Raw genomic sequence first — 14698 nt, 5'->3', positions numbered from 1 at the left:
CCCGACCTCATCGGCGGGGTCTGCGCGTCCTCACGGGGACGCCCGTCCAGGACCGGAAGGAGCGAGCCATGGGACACGCCGGAGTGATGCTGGAGACCTATCCCGCCGACCTCGGCGGCGTGGACAGGCAGGCGCTCGCGAAGTGCATCGAGGCCTGCTTCGACTGCGCGCAGACCTGCACGGCCTGCGCCGACGCCTGCCTGAGCGAGCACGCGGTGGCGGAACTCGTCCGCTGCATCCGCACCAACCTCGACTGCGCCGACATCTGCGCGACGACGGGCCGGGTGCTGTCACGGCACACCGGTTACGACGCGAACCTGACCCGCGCCCAGCTTGAGGCGTGCGCGCAGGCGGCACGCAGTTGCGGCGACGAGTGCGGCCTGCACGCCCACATGCACGAGCACTGCCGGGTCTGCGCCGAGGCGTGCCGCCGCTGCGCCCAGGCCTGCAACGAGTTGCTGGCCGCGCTCGGCTGAGCACCTCCGCCCTGAGTTGTTCTCAAGGCGCCGCCCGCGCCCGCCGCACGTTTGGCGGTGCGATGACACGGCCGTGAGAAGGACCGTGTAAAAACGGTTCCTATGGCAAAGGAAGCGGACGAAGAGCCGACCGGCGACGACATGGAAGCCGTCACCGCCGCCGTGCTCACCGCCTCGCGTGTGCTCGTCGCGATATCGGCGCGGTCCCTGGCCGCCGCGGAGGACAAGGTCACCCTGCCGCAGTTCCGCATGCTGCTGGTGGTCGGGCAGGACGAGACCAAGCTGGTGACGCTGGCGGACAAGCTCGGCGTCAATCCGTCGACCGCCATGCGCATGGCCGGCCGCCTCGCCGTCGCCGGTCTGCTGAAGCGCGAGGTGAATCCGCAGAACCGGCGGGAGACGCTGCTGCGGCTGACCGACAACGGACGGCGGATCGTGGAGGAGGTCACCTCCCGGCGCAAGGAGGAGATCGCCGCGATCCTCACGCGGATGCCGGCGTCCCAGCGGCAGGCCCTCATCACCGCCATGCGGGAGTTCAACGACGCGGCGGGCGAACCGCCCGCCCGCATCGCCTTCCCGCTCGGCTGGCCCGGCCCGTCCTCCTGACCACCGCCTGACGCGGCCTCCTCACCGGGGATTCAGCAGCCGGAGGCGGCGCAGGCCCCGGGAATGAGCCCAGGGGCTCCGTCGGCGCCCGACGGCACCTCACCCTGGTCCTGGCTGCCGCCGCCCTTCGAGGAGCCGCTCGTCTTGCCCGACGAGCCGGTCCCGGCCCGGCCCGCGCCGGCGCTCTTCCCCCCGGAGGAGGGGCCGCCCGAGGAGCCGGAGGCGGTGTCCACGCCGCCTCCGCCGGGCACCTGCGCTCCGCCGGAGCCGATCGCGCTCTGGTCCGCCGCGCCTTGATTCCCTGAGCCCTGATCCGCCGAGTCCTGATTCCCCGTGCCTTGATCCGCCGAGCTCTGATCCGCCGGGCCCTCCGCGTCCTGTCCGCCCTCCGCGGCGGAACCGGCGTCCTGGGCGGGGGCCGACTGCCCCGCGCCGGTCCCGGCGGGCGGGCCCGCGGGACCGGAGCCGCCGCGGAGCGCGAAGCCCGCTCCCCCGGCGGCCAGCACGGCCACCAGGGCCGCGGCGGCGATGACGACGGGCTTCCTGTTCTTGGTCGTGGGGGGTGGTTCCCCCTGGCTGGAGAGGATCTCCTGCCGGAACCGGTCATCCTGGCTCGTCTGTGACGGGACGCGCCCTTGCATGTGAGACAACTCCCAGCGGTCGTTTCGGGGGAAACCTCCACGGCTTCCGCGGGTGGCTGCCCACCCTAACCCCACTGGTGACCGAAGTTCACAAAGACGACTAAACAATCATGAATGGCCCCACGCGCCAACAGACCGATCGCATGAACGCGGCGAGCCCCGCCCGGCCGGACCGTCAGGTCACGGAGCCGCCCGACGCACCGAGGACCGCCTCGGCGGCGCGTGCTCACCGCGGGCCGGTCCATCTCCCGCGCTTCGGCGTCGGCCGGTCCCCGATTCCGCGCGGAAGTGGACGAGAGATCAGCGGCTGTGCGTCGCGGCGCTGTGGTAGTCGGTGTACGTGTAGGGGTTGTCGAGGATCTTCGTCTCGGGGACGTCGGGGTTCATCCCCTTCTGCCATGCCTCCTCGCCCAGGGTCGAGCGCAGGTAATCGACGGTCCGCTCCACCTCGCTCCTGGCCGCGACGAGATCCACACCGACCAGACGGTGCTCGTGCTTCACCACGCGGCCGTTCACGAGGACCGTGTGCACGTCGCCGCGCTGCGCCTGGAACGCGACGTGCCCGTACGGATTGAGCAGCGGGAACGACACGGGCGACGCGTCGTTCTTGATGAGCACGATGTCGGCCTTCTTGCCCACGTGGATGCTGCCGAGGTCGTCGCTCCGGCCGATGGCGCGGGCGCCTCCGCGCGTCGCCCAGTCCACCACCTGGTCGGCGCGCAGGCTGCAGTGGGTGATCGTCTCTCCCCTGGCGTGCGCCTCCATGTGCTCGCGGGAGCGGTCGGCGCCGAGCGTGGTGCGCATCGCCGAGAACAGGTCGCCGCTCCACCAGACGCTGGTGTCCATCGACAGCGAGACCGGGATGTCGTGCGCGCGGATGGCCCAGGTGGGCGGGTAGCCCTGGCCCGCGCTCTGCTCGCTCTCGGTGGAGACCGAGATCGAACCGCCGGTGGCGGCGATGCGGTGGTAGGAGTCCGCCGACAGCGAGGCGGCGTGGACGTAGACCGTCTCGGGCGTCATGAAGCCGTGCTCGTGCATGAGGCGGATGCCGTCGTCGCTGGTCGCGCCCCACACGCCCGCGTGGGTCGTGACCGGGACGCCGAGCTCGCGGGCCACCTCGAAGGCCGGCTTCTCGGGGAAGGCCGGGTCGCCGGTGACGTCGAAGGCGATCTGGAAGCCCAGCATGTCGTCGCCGGTGATGCGGCGCCGGACGAAGTCGCGGAACTCCGGCGCGCCGGTCCACTCGGCCGGCGGCGCCTGGATGTTGCCGTAGGCCAGCACGAACCGGCCGGGCACCGCGTTCAGGGCGTCGACGGCCGCGTCGGCGTGGTCCACGGTCCGCAGTCCGTGCGACCAGTCCACGACCGTGGTGACGCCGGCGTCGATCGCCTCGATCCCGGCCAGCAGGTTGCCCGCGTGCACGTCCTCGGGCCGCCACAGCTTGCCGTACTCCAGGTAGTACCAGACGAAGTACTGCGTCAGCGTCCAGTCGGCGCCGTAGCCGCGCATCGCCGTCTGCCACATGTGCCGGTGAGTGTCGATCATGCCGGGCATGACGATGCCGCCGGTCGCGTCGACGACGACGGCGCCGTCCGGCGCGGGCAGGTCGGGCCCCACCTCGGCGATCCGGTCGCCGACGACGAGGACGTCGGTGCCCGGCAGCACGCTGTGCGCGTCGTCCATCGGCAGCACCGTGCCGCCGCGCAGCAGCACGGGCCGGTCCGGTCCGAAATCGGTCGGGTCGTTCATCGTCGAACTCCTCACCTTCCCACTGGCCGAGCGCGATCAGCGATGGCGAACACTTGTCCGCTATACGGTCAGCGCTGCTTCCGCTGTTACTGTCCCGAGCCCCACCCTTGCTGTCAACCATACGTTTCTCGTATCAACCGGCGACGAAGAGCCGGTGGACCATTTGACGAGCGAGCCGCCTGTGCCAGAATCGGCGTCACGGACTTCTGTCCGTTCAGCGGACAGTGCTGCGACAAGCAAGGAGGGGAGCCGGATGACAGACGACACCGCGCCCGAGCGGGGAGGCGGGCCGCTGTCCGGCGTGCTTGTGGCCGACTTCTCGCGGGTCCTGGCCGGGCCGTACGCCACGATGCTGCTGGCCGACATGGGCGCCGAGGTCGTCAAGGTCGAAGGGCCCAAGGGAGACGACACCCGCACCTGGACGCCGCCGGTGCGCGGCGACGTGTCGACGTACTACCTGGGGGTCAACCGGGGCAAGCGGTCGATCGCACTCGACCTGCGGGACCCCGGTGACGCCCGGGTGGCCCGGGAGCTGGCCCGCCGCGCCGACGTGCTGGTGGAGAACTTCAAGCCGGGCGGGCTCGCCAAGTACGGCCTCGACTACACCGCGGTGAGCGCGGCCAACCCCGGCGTGGTGTACGCCTCGATCAGCGGGTTCGGCTCCGGCGCGGGCCGCGACGTGCCCGGCTACGACCTCATGGTGCAGGCCATGTCGGGGCTGATGAGCCTCACCGGGGACCCGGAGGGGCCGGCGTACCGCGCGGGCATCTCGGTCTTCGACGTCATGGCGGGCAACCACGCCGCCATCGGCGTCCTCGCCGCCCTGCGCCACCGCGACGCGACCGGGCAGGGCCAGCACGTCGAGGTCAATCTGCTGTCCTCGGCGCTGACCGGCCTGGTCAACCACAGCTCCGCGTACGTCGCCGGCGGTGTCGTCCCCTACCGCATGGGCAACGCCCACCCGAGCGTCTTCCCCTACGAGCCGCTGCCCACCGCCGACAACGACATCATCGTCGCGGCAGGCAACGACGGCCAGTTCCGCAAGCTGTGCGAGGTGCTCGGCATCCCGGAGATCGCCGACGACCCGCGCTTCGCGCGCAACGCCGACCGCACCGCGCGCCGCGAGGAGCTGCGGCCCGTCCTGGTCGGACGGCTCGCCACGCGCGGCGCGCTGGAGTGGTTCGAGCTGCTGGTCGCGGCGGGGGTGCCCTGCGGGCCGATCAACACCATCGACGGCGGGTTCGCCATGGCCGAGCGCTTCGGGCTCGACCCGGTCGTGGAGGTGGGCGAGGGCGACCGCGCGGTCCCGACCACCCGCCACCCCATCCGGTTCTCCGCGACCCCCGCCGCCTACCGGCTGCCGCCGCCGGAGCTGGACGAGCACGGGGACGAGCTGCGCAAGTGGCTGACCCAGGAGGAGGACGACGATGTCTGACCGGCCCGAGATGATCGAGCGGCCGTCGTACCCCACGGCGTTGGGGGCGTCCTCGCTGAAGTCGATCACGCTCCTCGGCTGCGACCTGGCCGAGGACGTGATGGGCAAGGTCGGGTTCGGCGAGCTCGCGTTCTGGCTCGCCGCCCAGCGGCGGCCCACGCCGGGAGAGACCCGCGTGTTCGAGGCCGTGCTCGCCGCGCTGGCCGATCACGGGTTCACCCCGACCGCGATCGTCACCCGGCTGACGTACCTGTCCGCGCCCGACTCGATCCAGGGCGCGCTCGCGGCCGGGCTGCTCGGCGGCGGATCGCGCTTCCTCGGCGTGACCGAGGACTCCGGCCGGTTCCTGCACGACGTCCTGGCGGCGCACGACGGGCCGCTGCCGCCGGACGACGCCGGCTGGGACGCCCTCGCCCTGGAGACCGTACGAGCCCGGCGGCAGGAGAGGCGGTTCATCCCCGGCCTCGGCCACCACGTGCACAAGGAGGGCGACCCCCGCACGCCCCGGCTGCTGGAGATCGCCGCGGAGGAGAACCTGTTCGGGCCGCACCTGTCGCTGTTCGCCGCGATCGGCCGCGTGCATCCGCAGGTGCTGGGCAGGACGCTGCCGCTCAACGGCGCGGGCGTCTGCGGCGCGGCGCTCGCCGACCTCGGCCTGCCGCTGGAGCTGCTGCGCGGCTTCGCCCTGCTCGCCCGTACGGCCGGCCTGATCGGCCAGCTCGCCGAGGAGCTGCGCCGCCCGGTGGCGAACGAGATCTTCCTGTCGGTGGACCTCAACAACCGGTCCGTCGACCCCGAGCCCTACACCCCCTGAGGCCACTGGAGGTTCGCATGGCCGAACTCGTCGCGGTGATCGCGTCCACCCATCATCCGTTCTACTACCGCGCCAGCACGGCCACCGGCGAGGACCGCCCGCCGTTCGCGGACGAGTGGGTGCGCAAGGTCGAGGCGTTCCGGGAGACGCTGACGAAGGCGCGGCCCGACGTGCTGGTCATGGTCGGCTCCGACCACTTCCACCAGCTCTGGCTCGACAACATGCCGCAGTTCCTCGTCGGCAAGGCGCCGTTCTACGACGCGAACTGGCACAACGAGGAACGCGAGTTCGGCCTGCCCCGGATGTTCTTCACCGGCCAGGAGGACCTGTCGGCGTACATCCTGCGGGAGGGCCTCGACGCGGGCTTCGACCTGGCCTTCTCCAACGAGCTGCGGATCGACCACTCGATCACCTGCCCGATCATCACGCTGCGGCCGCAGAACGATCTGCCGATCGTGCCGATCTACACCAACATCTTCGCCCCGCCGCTGCCGCGGCCGCAGCGGTTCGTGCAGCTCGGCCGTACGATCCGGGAGCTGGTGGAGTCGTGGCCGGCGGACAAGCGGGTGGCGGTGATCGGCACCGGGCACCTGTCGCTGGAGCTCGGCGGGCCGCGCCAGTTCGGCCCGCACGGGCCCGATCCGGAGTTCGACCGCAAGGCGGTCGAGTGGATCTCCTCGGGCGACATCGAGGGGTGCCTGTCGGAGGTCACCCTCGACAGCCTCCACCTGCCCGGCAACGCCACCCACGGCTTCATGGACTTCATGCTGATGATGGGCGTGGCCGGTGAGGGCGCCAAGGCCGACTACGTCGACACCTACGACCTGTTCCACACCATGGAGGCCTACTTCACCTGGTACCCCGACGGAGGCGTGGCGTGAGCAAGTACCTGCTGAACAAGTTCCTGTTCACCGTCGACCGCGATCCGGAGCTGGTCGAGCGCTACCGCGAGGACCCTCGCGGCACGGTGGAGTGGTGGGAGGCCGAGTACGCCAACCGGCTGCTGAGCTGTCACGGCGGGGAGGCGTCGACCTGGCTGCGCTTCGAGGACGCCGAGCGCGAGGCCCTGGCCGGCCACGACTACCCCCGGCTGTTCGAGCTGGGCGCGCACCCGTTCCTCACGCTCACGCTGTTCATCGCGATGTTCGAGCGCGACCACGAGCCGATGGGCTTCCAGACCGATTACGCCAGGCGGCTGGCCCACATGACGATGCCGTACCCCGACATCGCGACGTGATCGACCTGCCAGCCTCCCGAAGGCGGGCCGGGCGGCGGAGGCGCCGGGCACGCCGTGCGGGGCGTGCCCGGCGGCCGTCGCCGATGACCATGTGCGGTGTCCGGGAGAAGAGGTGGAACATGCGGGCGGCGCAGATCGTGGAACCCGGCAGGCCGCCGCTGGTGGCCGACCTGCCCGTGCCCGTCGCCGGGCCCGCCGAGACGCTGGTCGAGGTCGGCGCCGCGCCCGTCACGCCCCTCGACCTGCTGTGCGCGACCGGCACGTCCTACTTCGGCAGGCCGCGCACGCCGTACGTGCCGGGCGTGCAGGGGGCCGGCGTCGCGAACGGGCGGCCGGTGTGGTTCGCGACCTCGGCCGGAATGGCCCCGGGCGACGGCAGCATGGCGCAGTTCGCGGCGGTGCCTGCGGACGACCTCGTCGAACTGCCCGCCGGGGCCGACCCGGTCGCGGTGGCCGCGCTCGGGCTCTCGGCCGTCGCCGCGCACATGGCGCTGACCTGGCGCGGCGAACTCGTCCCCGGCGAGCAGGTGGTGGTGCTCGGCGCGGGCGGCGTCGTCGGGCAGGCCGCCGTACGGATCGCGCGCATCGCCGGCGCCCGCAGGGTCGTCGCGGGCGCCCGCTCCCCCGCCGCCCGCGACCGCGCCTGGCAGGCGGGCGCGGACGCCGTGGTGGCACTCGACACCGGCGACGTCGCCTCGCTCGCCGCCCGCTTCGCCGAGGCCTGCGACGGGCCCGCCGACCTGGTGCTCGACCCGCTCTTCGGCCCGGCGGCCGCCGCCGCTGCCCGTGCCCTGCGCCGGGGAGGCCGGTGGGTCAACCTCGGTTCCTCGGCGGACGAGACCTGCCCGATCGAGTCCTCCACGCTGCGCGGCAGGTCGCTGCGGCTGCTGGGATACACCAACAACGAGCTGACCGCCGAGCAGCGGGCCGCCTCGATCGTCTTCGTCGCCGAGCAGGCGGCGCTCGGGCGGCTGGCCGTCGCCTGCGAGACGGTTTCGCTGGAGGACGCCGGCGCCGCCTGGCTCCGTCAGGCGGCCGGCGCCGCCTCCGGCAGGATCGTCCTGATCCCCCGGCGCGGCCTCCTAGACGAGAGCCTGTCCGACTGATGATCACAGCTGGTGCGGTTGCGTGATCGTTCACGGTGAGACGTGGCGGGTTCACCGATCGGGCCTGGCAGCGTGCGATCACCGGTCTCGGCCCGCGAGAGCCCTGCGCGGGATCATCGACGGCGCGTTGAGCACGTTCGCCCAAGGACGGCCGTAGGCGACAGTCTTTCGCCGGGCGGACAGGATGGGCATATGGATCACAGGCGGATGGAGTCGTACTTCGACCGGCGAGCCGCCGGTTACGGGCATCTGAGCTGGCACACCGGCTACGCCGAGCGGCTGGTGGAGCTCGCGGGCCTGACGCCCGGGATGCGCGTGCTGGACGCCGCCACCGGCACGGGTCTGGCGGCGCTGGCCGCGGCACGGGCGGTCGGTCCCTCCGGTCAGGTGGTCGGCGTGGACATCTCGGCCGCGATGCTGCAGGAGGCCGACCGGCTGTGCACCGCGTCCGGTCTGACCAACGTGAGCTATGTGAAGGCGGACGCCACCGCTCTCGACGGGTTCGACGACGAGGCGTTCGACGTGGTCCTGTGCTGCGCGGGGATGCTCTATCTGCCGGCCTCGACGGCGTTCGCCGCCTGGCATCGGGTGCTGAAACCGGGCGGGCTTGTCTGCTTCTCCGCGATGCGGGCCGGCTTCCCCCGCGCGGCTCGTGTGTTCCGGGAATGCGCCGCGGACTTCGGCCTCGCCCTCACCGATCCGATGGCTGAGGTGGGCACGGAGGAGAGCAGCCGCGCGGCGGTGGCCAGGGCCGGCTTCGTCTACGAACGGGCCGTACCGGATGTGATCGCGCTCCCGCCCAGAAACGCGGCGGACCTGTGGCGGGGCCATGTGGCGAACCCGAACTACACCGAAGTCGCGTCGCTCTCCGCGGAGGAAACGGCCGCCTTCGAGGCGCGCTACCTCGCCCGGGTCTCCGAGCTGTTGAACGAACCGGACGCCTTCGATCTACCGGTCATGTACTTCTACGCCCGTAAGCCCGGTCAGGCGGGCCGCCGGGAACCGCGGCAGCCAGGTCATGACCGGCGGATTCCTAGGACGCCGTGACCTGCGGGACCGACTCGTAGAGCGCCCAGTCGGCGCTGATCGCGCCGGCGGTCTTCAGCAGCAGCGGCAGATGCTCCTCGGTCAGCTTCTCCAGCGAGGTCTCGGCCGCGTGGCTGTTGACGTTCACGGCCGCGATGACGGTGCCGGAGCCGTCCCGCAGCGGCGCGGCCACCGAGCGTATCCCGAGCGCGAGCTGCTCGTCGGTCAGCGCCCAGCCCTTCGCCCGCACCTCGCGCAGCACGGCGTCGCGCTCCCGCTGATCGGGCCGCCAGCGCGGCTCGATGCCCGACCGGCTCGGCTCGGCCAGAACCCGCTCCAGCTCGTCCGGCGGGAGCGCGGCCAGCAGCACCTTGCCCAGGGACGTCTGCATCGCCGGGAACCGCGTCCCGATCTGCACCGAGAGGGCGACGATCTTCGGTACGGCCACGCGGGCGACGTACACGATGTCGGACCCGTCGAGCTGGGCGATCGACGACGACTCGCGCGTCTGGGCGACCAGCCGTTCCAGATGCGGCCTGGCCACCTCCCACAGGCCCGTCGAGCGGACGTAGGAGACGCCGAGTTCGAGCACCCGCGGGGTCAGGGCGAAGCCGCCCTGCGCCGAGCGCGCGTATCCCAGCTCCTGCAGCGTGAGCAGGATGCGCCGCGCGGTGGGCCGGGCCAGGCCGGTCGCCGCCGCCACCTCCGTCAGGGACATGACCGGGCGCCCCGGCTGGAACGCCCTGATGACATCGAGGCCGCGCGCGAGCGCCTCGATGAAGTCAGGTCCGGTGTCGCCTCGTGCCATGAACGCCTCTTCCGCTCGAACTCGCCGAGTCAACTTTAGACCCTGATCGCGGTTCGATGTCCGCCTGACGGCCGTACGCGTGGTCCGGAATGCCCTGCGTCACACCGCCGCAACCCTGCAGTCGGCGAGATCAGTCCTCATCATGACCGCTAAGCGGACCCCTGTCCGTTCGAGCGACACCCTGACGGCGCCACCTGCCACCCGCGTCTCTGCCACCCGCGCCCCGTGCCCTGCTCGTCCGGGCCGCGCGCGGCCGGCGCTCATCACTCCCGGCCGGCCGGGGCTCGCACGGCACCACCGTCTCCACTTTCACCACAAAGGGGGCGCGATTTCGCCGCAGAGGTCGGCTCCGCCTATGCCGAAGGCGGGGAACGCCGCCGCCGGCTTTTCACCACCGGAGACGGCGGGGAAACCGGGGAATTCGCGCCCGGCGGGGATCGGCGAGCTGCCGGCCATTCTCGACGCCCTGCGCGCTGCGGCCGATCACCTGCACACCTTTCTCGCCGACAAACTGATCGGGAACACGCTCGCCGTGTACGCCCTCATCCAGGCGCGGCGTAGTGGCACAACCCCCTCGCTTGAGCGAACCGCCGCCACCGCCGGCCCCTCGGCGCCTGCCGAGCTGAACCCCGGCCAGGGGCGCCTGCTCGACCAGGCGATCGCCGTCCTGACGGAGCGCCTGATCGCCTACGGCCTCAGCAGGGAGAGAGCCGAGCAACAGACCTACCGCCTTCTGGAGACGATCTTCGAACCGGGCAACACCCTGGAGGAGGTCCAGGCGCTGCTCGCGGCTCTTCTGGCCACCGACCCCGCTCAGCCGCTGCCGGAACCCCGGCTCGGCGGGCGACCGCGTTCCTGGATGCTGCCACCGTGGCTCTGGTTCTACCTGATCGCCTACCTTCTGGTCGGAGTGCCCTGGTTGATCGGCGACTGGACCCGCCAGGCCACGGACTACTGGACCCTGATCACGAACAGCCCTCTGGGCGTCGCCCGCACGGCGGGCATCGTGCTCGGGGTCGCGAGCATCGCCCAGCTCTTCCCTGTGCTGATCCTGTGTGGGGCGGTGGCGAGCCTGCTGCTGCCGGGGTTCCGCGGACAAAGGGTGGAGCGGCGCCACGGTCTGAGAGTCAGCGACAACCCGGTCATCGAGGAGATCGGCGCGTTCGTACGGCGGCAGGACCCTTCCATCGAGATCAGATTCAGCGAGAGCACCCGCATGCCGGCGCGCGTCTATCCGGTGGGCTGGAACAAGGCGCGGATCGCCGTCTTCCTCCCGCTGACCGTCCTGTGGCGGGCGGACCGCGAAGCGGCCGAGGCCGTACTGCTGCACGAGATCGCCCACCGTCGCCAGCTCGATCACCACGTCGTCGGTCTCGCGAGCCCTTTCACCTGGCTGGTGCGCGCCTGGGGCCCGGTCTTCGTGCTCGTCGGGCTGCTGCCGATCACCTTGTACGTCGTGCTCGGAGGCGCGCGCCGGGGGGCGCCTCTGCGGCCTCACGGGGCTGGCCGTGGCATGGCCCGCGACCCTCGTCGTCCGGCTCGCGCTGGTGTCGGCCCTCGCCCTGCCCGCATTCATGCTCACCGGTGAGGACATCGGCGTCGCGATCGCCCACGTGCTCCGGAGCGTCGTCGACGGGCTCGCCTTCGACCGGCTTCTCGTGGGCGGGAGCGCGGTGCAGCTGGTCGTCTGGCCGTGGATCGTACGGACACGACATGCCGGCGATCGCCATTCTCAGCTCGCTCCCTATGCACTGGCCGCCGTCCTTCCGCTGGCGCTCTATATGACGAGTTTCGTCTGAAAAACGGCCCTCGATCGACGTACGACAAGGAGGGAATTACTTCATGAACCGAAAAGCACGCAAATGCGGATTAGCGGCGGCCGTTTCGGTGACCGCGGCGCTCTGGACGGTGATCCCGTCCAGCCCGGCGGCCGGCGCGCAGTCCGCCGTGCGGACCTATCGCGGCACCGCCACCGTGGTGGTCGACTCATACGACTACTGCGGAGGTCCCCTCTCGGGTGAGCGCCGGTTCATCGGCACCAGCCGATACAAGATGGCCGCGAGATTCGTCACCGGCCCGCGCAAGTCCGCCGCGGGCCGGGTCGAGCGCAACCCCTTCTACTGGGAGTTCTACGTGGGGACCATCGGAGCCGTCGGATCCTTCCAACTCGGCTCCGCCCACGTCGTCACCGCGTCGGCCCGCGATCTCGGCGGTAACGCACGCGACCCGCGGCTCCTGCTGGGCTACTGGGTCACCAGCCGATCGGGCACCTCCTGGTCCGGCAAGCTGGTCGACACTCATCGCGCCGAGGGGGCCACGTTCAACCACTTCTACGGCGAGAAGACCATCGTCCCCTGCCGTAATCTCGGCACGTCTCCCTTCCTCTACGCCGTCAACGCCGGGGCGACGGTCTCGGGCTGGGTGAGCTCGGGAAGCGCGGCGTTCACCATCAGCGGCTCGACCTACGGTGACAACTACCGGTTCCGCATCACGTTCAACGGCTGACGGGAACGTTCCTCAGCGCGGGGTACGACAAACGAGAGGCCCGCTCCCGGACGTACGGAGGTGTTGGCCGATGAAGGGACGTGTTCTGCCGGCGGCCCTGCTGACGGCCGGCCTGCTGGCCGGCGTGGGCGGCGCGTACGGCTCCGCCGCCTGGGCCAGGGCGCCTTCTCCGCCCGCCGCACCCGCCGCACCCGCCGTCCCCGTCGTGCCCGCCGGGCCTGGCGGCACGACGCCGACGGCCGACCACAACGACCAGGACGTCATGTTCGCCCGGATGATGATCCCGCATCATCGTCAGGCGGTGGAGATGGGGAGGCTGGCCGAGGGCCGCGCGGCGGACGCCCGGGTCGCACGGCTCGCCCAGCGCATCGAGGCCGCGCAGGCTCCCGAGATCCGGACGATGAGCGGCTGGCTCACGGCCTGGGGCGAGCCGGCGCCCATGGAGAGCCACGCGCCGGCGCACCACGCCATGCCCGGGATGATGTCCCCCGAGGACATGCGCCGACTCGCGGGGCTGTCCGGACGGGCCTTCGACCGGGCCTTCCTCACGATGATGATCCGGCACCACGAGGGCGCCGTCGCCATGGCGCGCGACGAGCTGCGCACCGGGGTCTACGAGCCGGCCCGGCGGTTGGCGGCGTCCATCGTCTCCAGCCAGTCCGCCGAGATCACGGAGATGAAGAGCCTGCTGGGTTGACGCGGCCCGAGCAGGCGACGTGCCACGACGGCCCGCCGCTCCGGAGGGCACGGGAAGTCACCGCGCGTGTCACCGTGGGCGGTCATCTCTTGCGGTGCCGCCCGCCGGACGACGCCGCCGCGGCCTTGGACCGGAGCCCGGTCACGGCGGTGGAGACCACCGCGAACAGCAGACCGGCCGGCAGGACGGCGTCGCCGGGCGACCACACGACGTCGAGGGACTTCCCCTGCGGGGCGGTCACGTTCCCGCCGGTGGACGCCGCGGCGCCCTGGACGCTCGCGTTCACGGCCGCCACGGGCTGGATCGTCACCGGCGCCTTCGGCGCCACCTTGACCTTGCGCGGCAGGCCGTATCCGACGATCTTGCTTGTGTCGCGCACCTTGCGCTTCAGCCACACGCCGTCGACGTTGCCCTCGATCGTGTGGACCTTTCCGCCGACGACCTTCTCGACGATGCCGACGTGGTCGATGTCGTGGATCTTCTTGGATCCCGACCAGTCGAAGAAGACCACGGCCCCCGGCTCGGGCTTGCCGCTCCAGGCGTGATGCTCCTTGAACCACTCGGCGTGCCGTGTGGTCAGCGCGAACTCGCCGACGTGGCCCTGCACCCCGGCTTGGTCCGCCGCCCAGGAGACGAACATGTCGCACCAGGGGGCGGCCTTGAAGTCGGAGTCCTTGGCGACGTTGTCGGCGTACCACTCGCCGAACTTCGTGTGTTTCCCGGCTCGTTCGCGGTAGCCCAGTTCGGGGCGGACGGCGTCGAGCAGCTGTCGAGCTATCGGATCGGTGGAAATCGGAGGCTCCTCATGGCGCGCTTCGAGACATGACGAACCGGCCCGCGGGGCGTGGCGGCATGACGGCATGGCCGTCCGAGGCCACAGCCGCGGCGGGGCGGATCAGAAACGGGAGATGCGGCAGCCCGTCACGGGCGCGCCATCACCCCGGAAGCCTGGAGACGTTCCAGGGCAGGCAAGTGGTCCGGCGATGCGACGCGGACCGGGTGGGCAGGTGGAGCCGACACTCCACGCGCTCTCCTCTCCTTGGCCGCCTACCGGGTTAGCTGACGGGTTCGGGCCAGGAGCAGCCCTACCGGATTGTCCGGATTCACCCCAGGAGACGTGGGTCCCCGGTTCCCGGGATCGATGACTTCCGGGATTCGGCGGTCGCCGGTCGTCCTCGGGTTGAGGACCGCTCACCGGCGAGACACACGGGAAGTTTAATAGATAACAAGTAAGACACGGCGGAAACCACAGCAAACGGCATCATTGTGGCCGCCGCCGTTCCGTGCTTCCGCAGGTCCTCACGGCCGCGGGCGGTCGGTGGTGACATGCGCCACACCGCGCCCTACGGCATCAGCACCCGCCCGCCCGCCCTGCGGCCCGCCGGGCGGGTGCTCATGCCGTACGGCGGGCGGCCGGGCCGAAGGCGACCCGGCCGGCCTACTCACACGCGCTCGCTCACGCCCGCCTCGCTCACACCCGCCTCGCTCACGCCTGGCCCACCCGCTGCCGCTGACGGCCCAGACCCTCGATCTCCAGCTCCACCACATCCCCCTCCCGCAGATACGCCTGCGGGCCACGCCCCAGCGCCACACCCGCC

At 71.5% G+C, this 14698-nt stretch carries 16 protein-coding genes and 1 riboswitch; of the genes, 12 read left to right on the top strand and 4 right to left on the bottom strand.

From position 1 onward, the window contains the following. The first annotated feature begins 68 nt into the window (after positions 1-68). Positions 69-476: a four-helix bundle copper-binding protein gene (locus FLX07_RS30550; protein WP_142575156.1), complete on the top strand. Its 408-nt coding sequence runs from the start codon at positions 69-71 to the stop codon at positions 474-476. 102 nt (positions 477-578) lie between these two features. Continuing rightward, the gene (locus FLX07_RS30545) at positions 579-1082 is read left to right on the top strand and encodes a MarR family winged helix-turn-helix transcriptional regulator (RefSeq protein ID WP_142575155.1); all 504 of its coding nucleotides are present in this window, start codon (positions 579-581) and stop codon (positions 1080-1082) included. Between the two features lie 32 nt (positions 1083-1114). Here FLX07_RS30545 and FLX07_RS30540 read toward each other — a convergent pair whose 3' ends face one another. Beyond that, a complete protein-coding gene (locus FLX07_RS30540; RefSeq protein WP_142575154.1) occupies positions 1115-1723 on the bottom strand; it encodes a hypothetical protein in 609 nt (202 codons plus the stop codon). A gap of 300 nt (positions 1724-2023) precedes the next feature. After that, entirely contained in the window at positions 2024-3472 is a 1449-nt protein-coding gene (locus FLX07_RS30535; RefSeq protein ID WP_142575153.1) for an amidohydrolase family protein, read from the bottom strand. A gap of 253 nt (positions 3473-3725) precedes the next feature. Between FLX07_RS30535 and FLX07_RS30530 the strand changes: the two genes are divergently transcribed. The 6 genes from FLX07_RS30530 (at position 3726) to FLX07_RS30505 (ending at position 9111) form a co-directional block, all read left to right on the top strand. Beyond that, positions 3726-4907, top strand: a complete 1182-nt coding sequence (locus FLX07_RS30530) for a CaiB/BaiF CoA transferase family protein (protein WP_142575152.1) — start codon at positions 3726-3728, stop codon at positions 4905-4907. Then, positions 4900-5721, top strand: a complete 822-nt coding sequence (locus FLX07_RS30525) for a citryl-CoA lyase (RefSeq protein ID WP_142575151.1) — start codon at positions 4900-4902, stop codon at positions 5719-5721. The genes FLX07_RS30530 and FLX07_RS30525 overlap by 8 nt, the downstream gene beginning before the upstream one ends. 17 nt (positions 5722-5738) lie before the next feature. Next, positions 5739-6602 (top strand): DODA-type extradiol aromatic ring-opening family dioxygenase, encoded by an 864-nt coding sequence (locus FLX07_RS30520; protein ID WP_142575150.1) that lies wholly within the window; start codon positions 5739-5741, stop codon positions 6600-6602. After that, positions 6599-6958 (top strand): hypothetical protein, encoded by a 360-nt coding sequence (locus FLX07_RS30515; protein WP_142575149.1) that lies wholly within the window; start codon positions 6599-6601, stop codon positions 6956-6958. The genes FLX07_RS30520 and FLX07_RS30515 overlap by 4 nt, the downstream gene beginning before the upstream one ends. A gap of 119 nt (positions 6959-7077) precedes the next feature. Then, positions 7078-8064, top strand: a complete 987-nt coding sequence (locus tag FLX07_RS30510) for a quinone oxidoreductase family protein (RefSeq protein WP_142575148.1) — start codon at positions 7078-7080, stop codon at positions 8062-8064. A gap of 192 nt (positions 8065-8256) precedes the next feature. Then, positions 8257-9111, top strand: a complete 855-nt coding sequence (locus FLX07_RS30505) for a class I SAM-dependent methyltransferase (RefSeq protein ID WP_142575147.1) — start codon at positions 8257-8259, stop codon at positions 9109-9111. On the opposite strand, the gene FLX07_RS30500 is transcribed toward FLX07_RS30505, so the two are convergent. Further along, the gene (locus FLX07_RS30500) at positions 9098-9898 is read right to left on the bottom strand and encodes an IclR family transcriptional regulator domain-containing protein (protein WP_142575146.1); all 801 of its coding nucleotides are present in this window, start codon (positions 9896-9898) and stop codon (positions 9098-9100) included. The two genes, FLX07_RS30505 and FLX07_RS30500, sit on opposite strands and share 14 nt — an antisense overlap. 355 nt (positions 9899-10253) lie before the next feature. Between FLX07_RS30500 and FLX07_RS30495 the strand changes: the two genes are divergently transcribed. The 4 genes from FLX07_RS30495 (at position 10254) to FLX07_RS30480 (ending at position 13100) form a co-directional block, all read left to right on the top strand. Continuing rightward, on the top strand, positions 10254-11486 hold the full coding sequence (locus FLX07_RS30495) for a M48 family metalloprotease (protein ID WP_167748452.1): 1233 nt from the start codon (positions 10254-10256) through the stop codon (positions 11484-11486). Then, positions 11407-11697 carry a hypothetical protein gene (locus tag FLX07_RS30490; protein WP_142575144.1) on the top strand — a complete coding sequence of 97 codons (291 nt, stop codon included), beginning with the start codon at positions 11407-11409 and terminating at the stop codon, positions 11695-11697. The genes FLX07_RS30495 and FLX07_RS30490 overlap by 80 nt, the downstream gene beginning before the upstream one ends. A gap of 43 nt (positions 11698-11740) precedes the next feature. Beyond that, positions 11741-12403 (top strand): hypothetical protein, encoded by a 663-nt coding sequence (locus FLX07_RS30485; protein ID WP_142575143.1) that lies wholly within the window; start codon positions 11741-11743, stop codon positions 12401-12403. Between the two features lie 70 nt (positions 12404-12473). Further along, positions 12474-13100, top strand: coding sequence for a DUF305 domain-containing protein (locus FLX07_RS30480; protein WP_142575142.1), 627 nt, complete (start codon positions 12474-12476; stop codon positions 13098-13100). A gap of 82 nt (positions 13101-13182) precedes the next feature. Here FLX07_RS30480 and FLX07_RS30475 read toward each other — a convergent pair whose 3' ends face one another. Beyond that, on the bottom strand, positions 13183-13962 hold the full coding sequence (locus FLX07_RS30475) for a CHAP domain-containing protein (protein WP_142575141.1): 780 nt from the start codon (positions 13960-13962) through the stop codon (positions 13183-13185). A 166-nt stretch (positions 13963-14128) separates the two neighbouring features. Next, positions 14129-14271, bottom strand: a riboswitch (cyclic di-AMP (ydaO/yuaA leader). Between the last annotated feature and the right edge of the window lie 427 nt (positions 14272-14698).

Origin of the sequence: Microbispora bryophytorum, from assembly GCF_006874465.1 — a bacterium.
Classification (GTDB): Bacteria; Actinomycetota; Actinomycetes; order Streptosporangiales; family Streptosporangiaceae; genus Microbispora; species Microbispora bryophytorum.
Note: the sequence above shows the minus strand (reverse complement) of the source record. Positions and strands in the feature narration are given on the sequence as shown.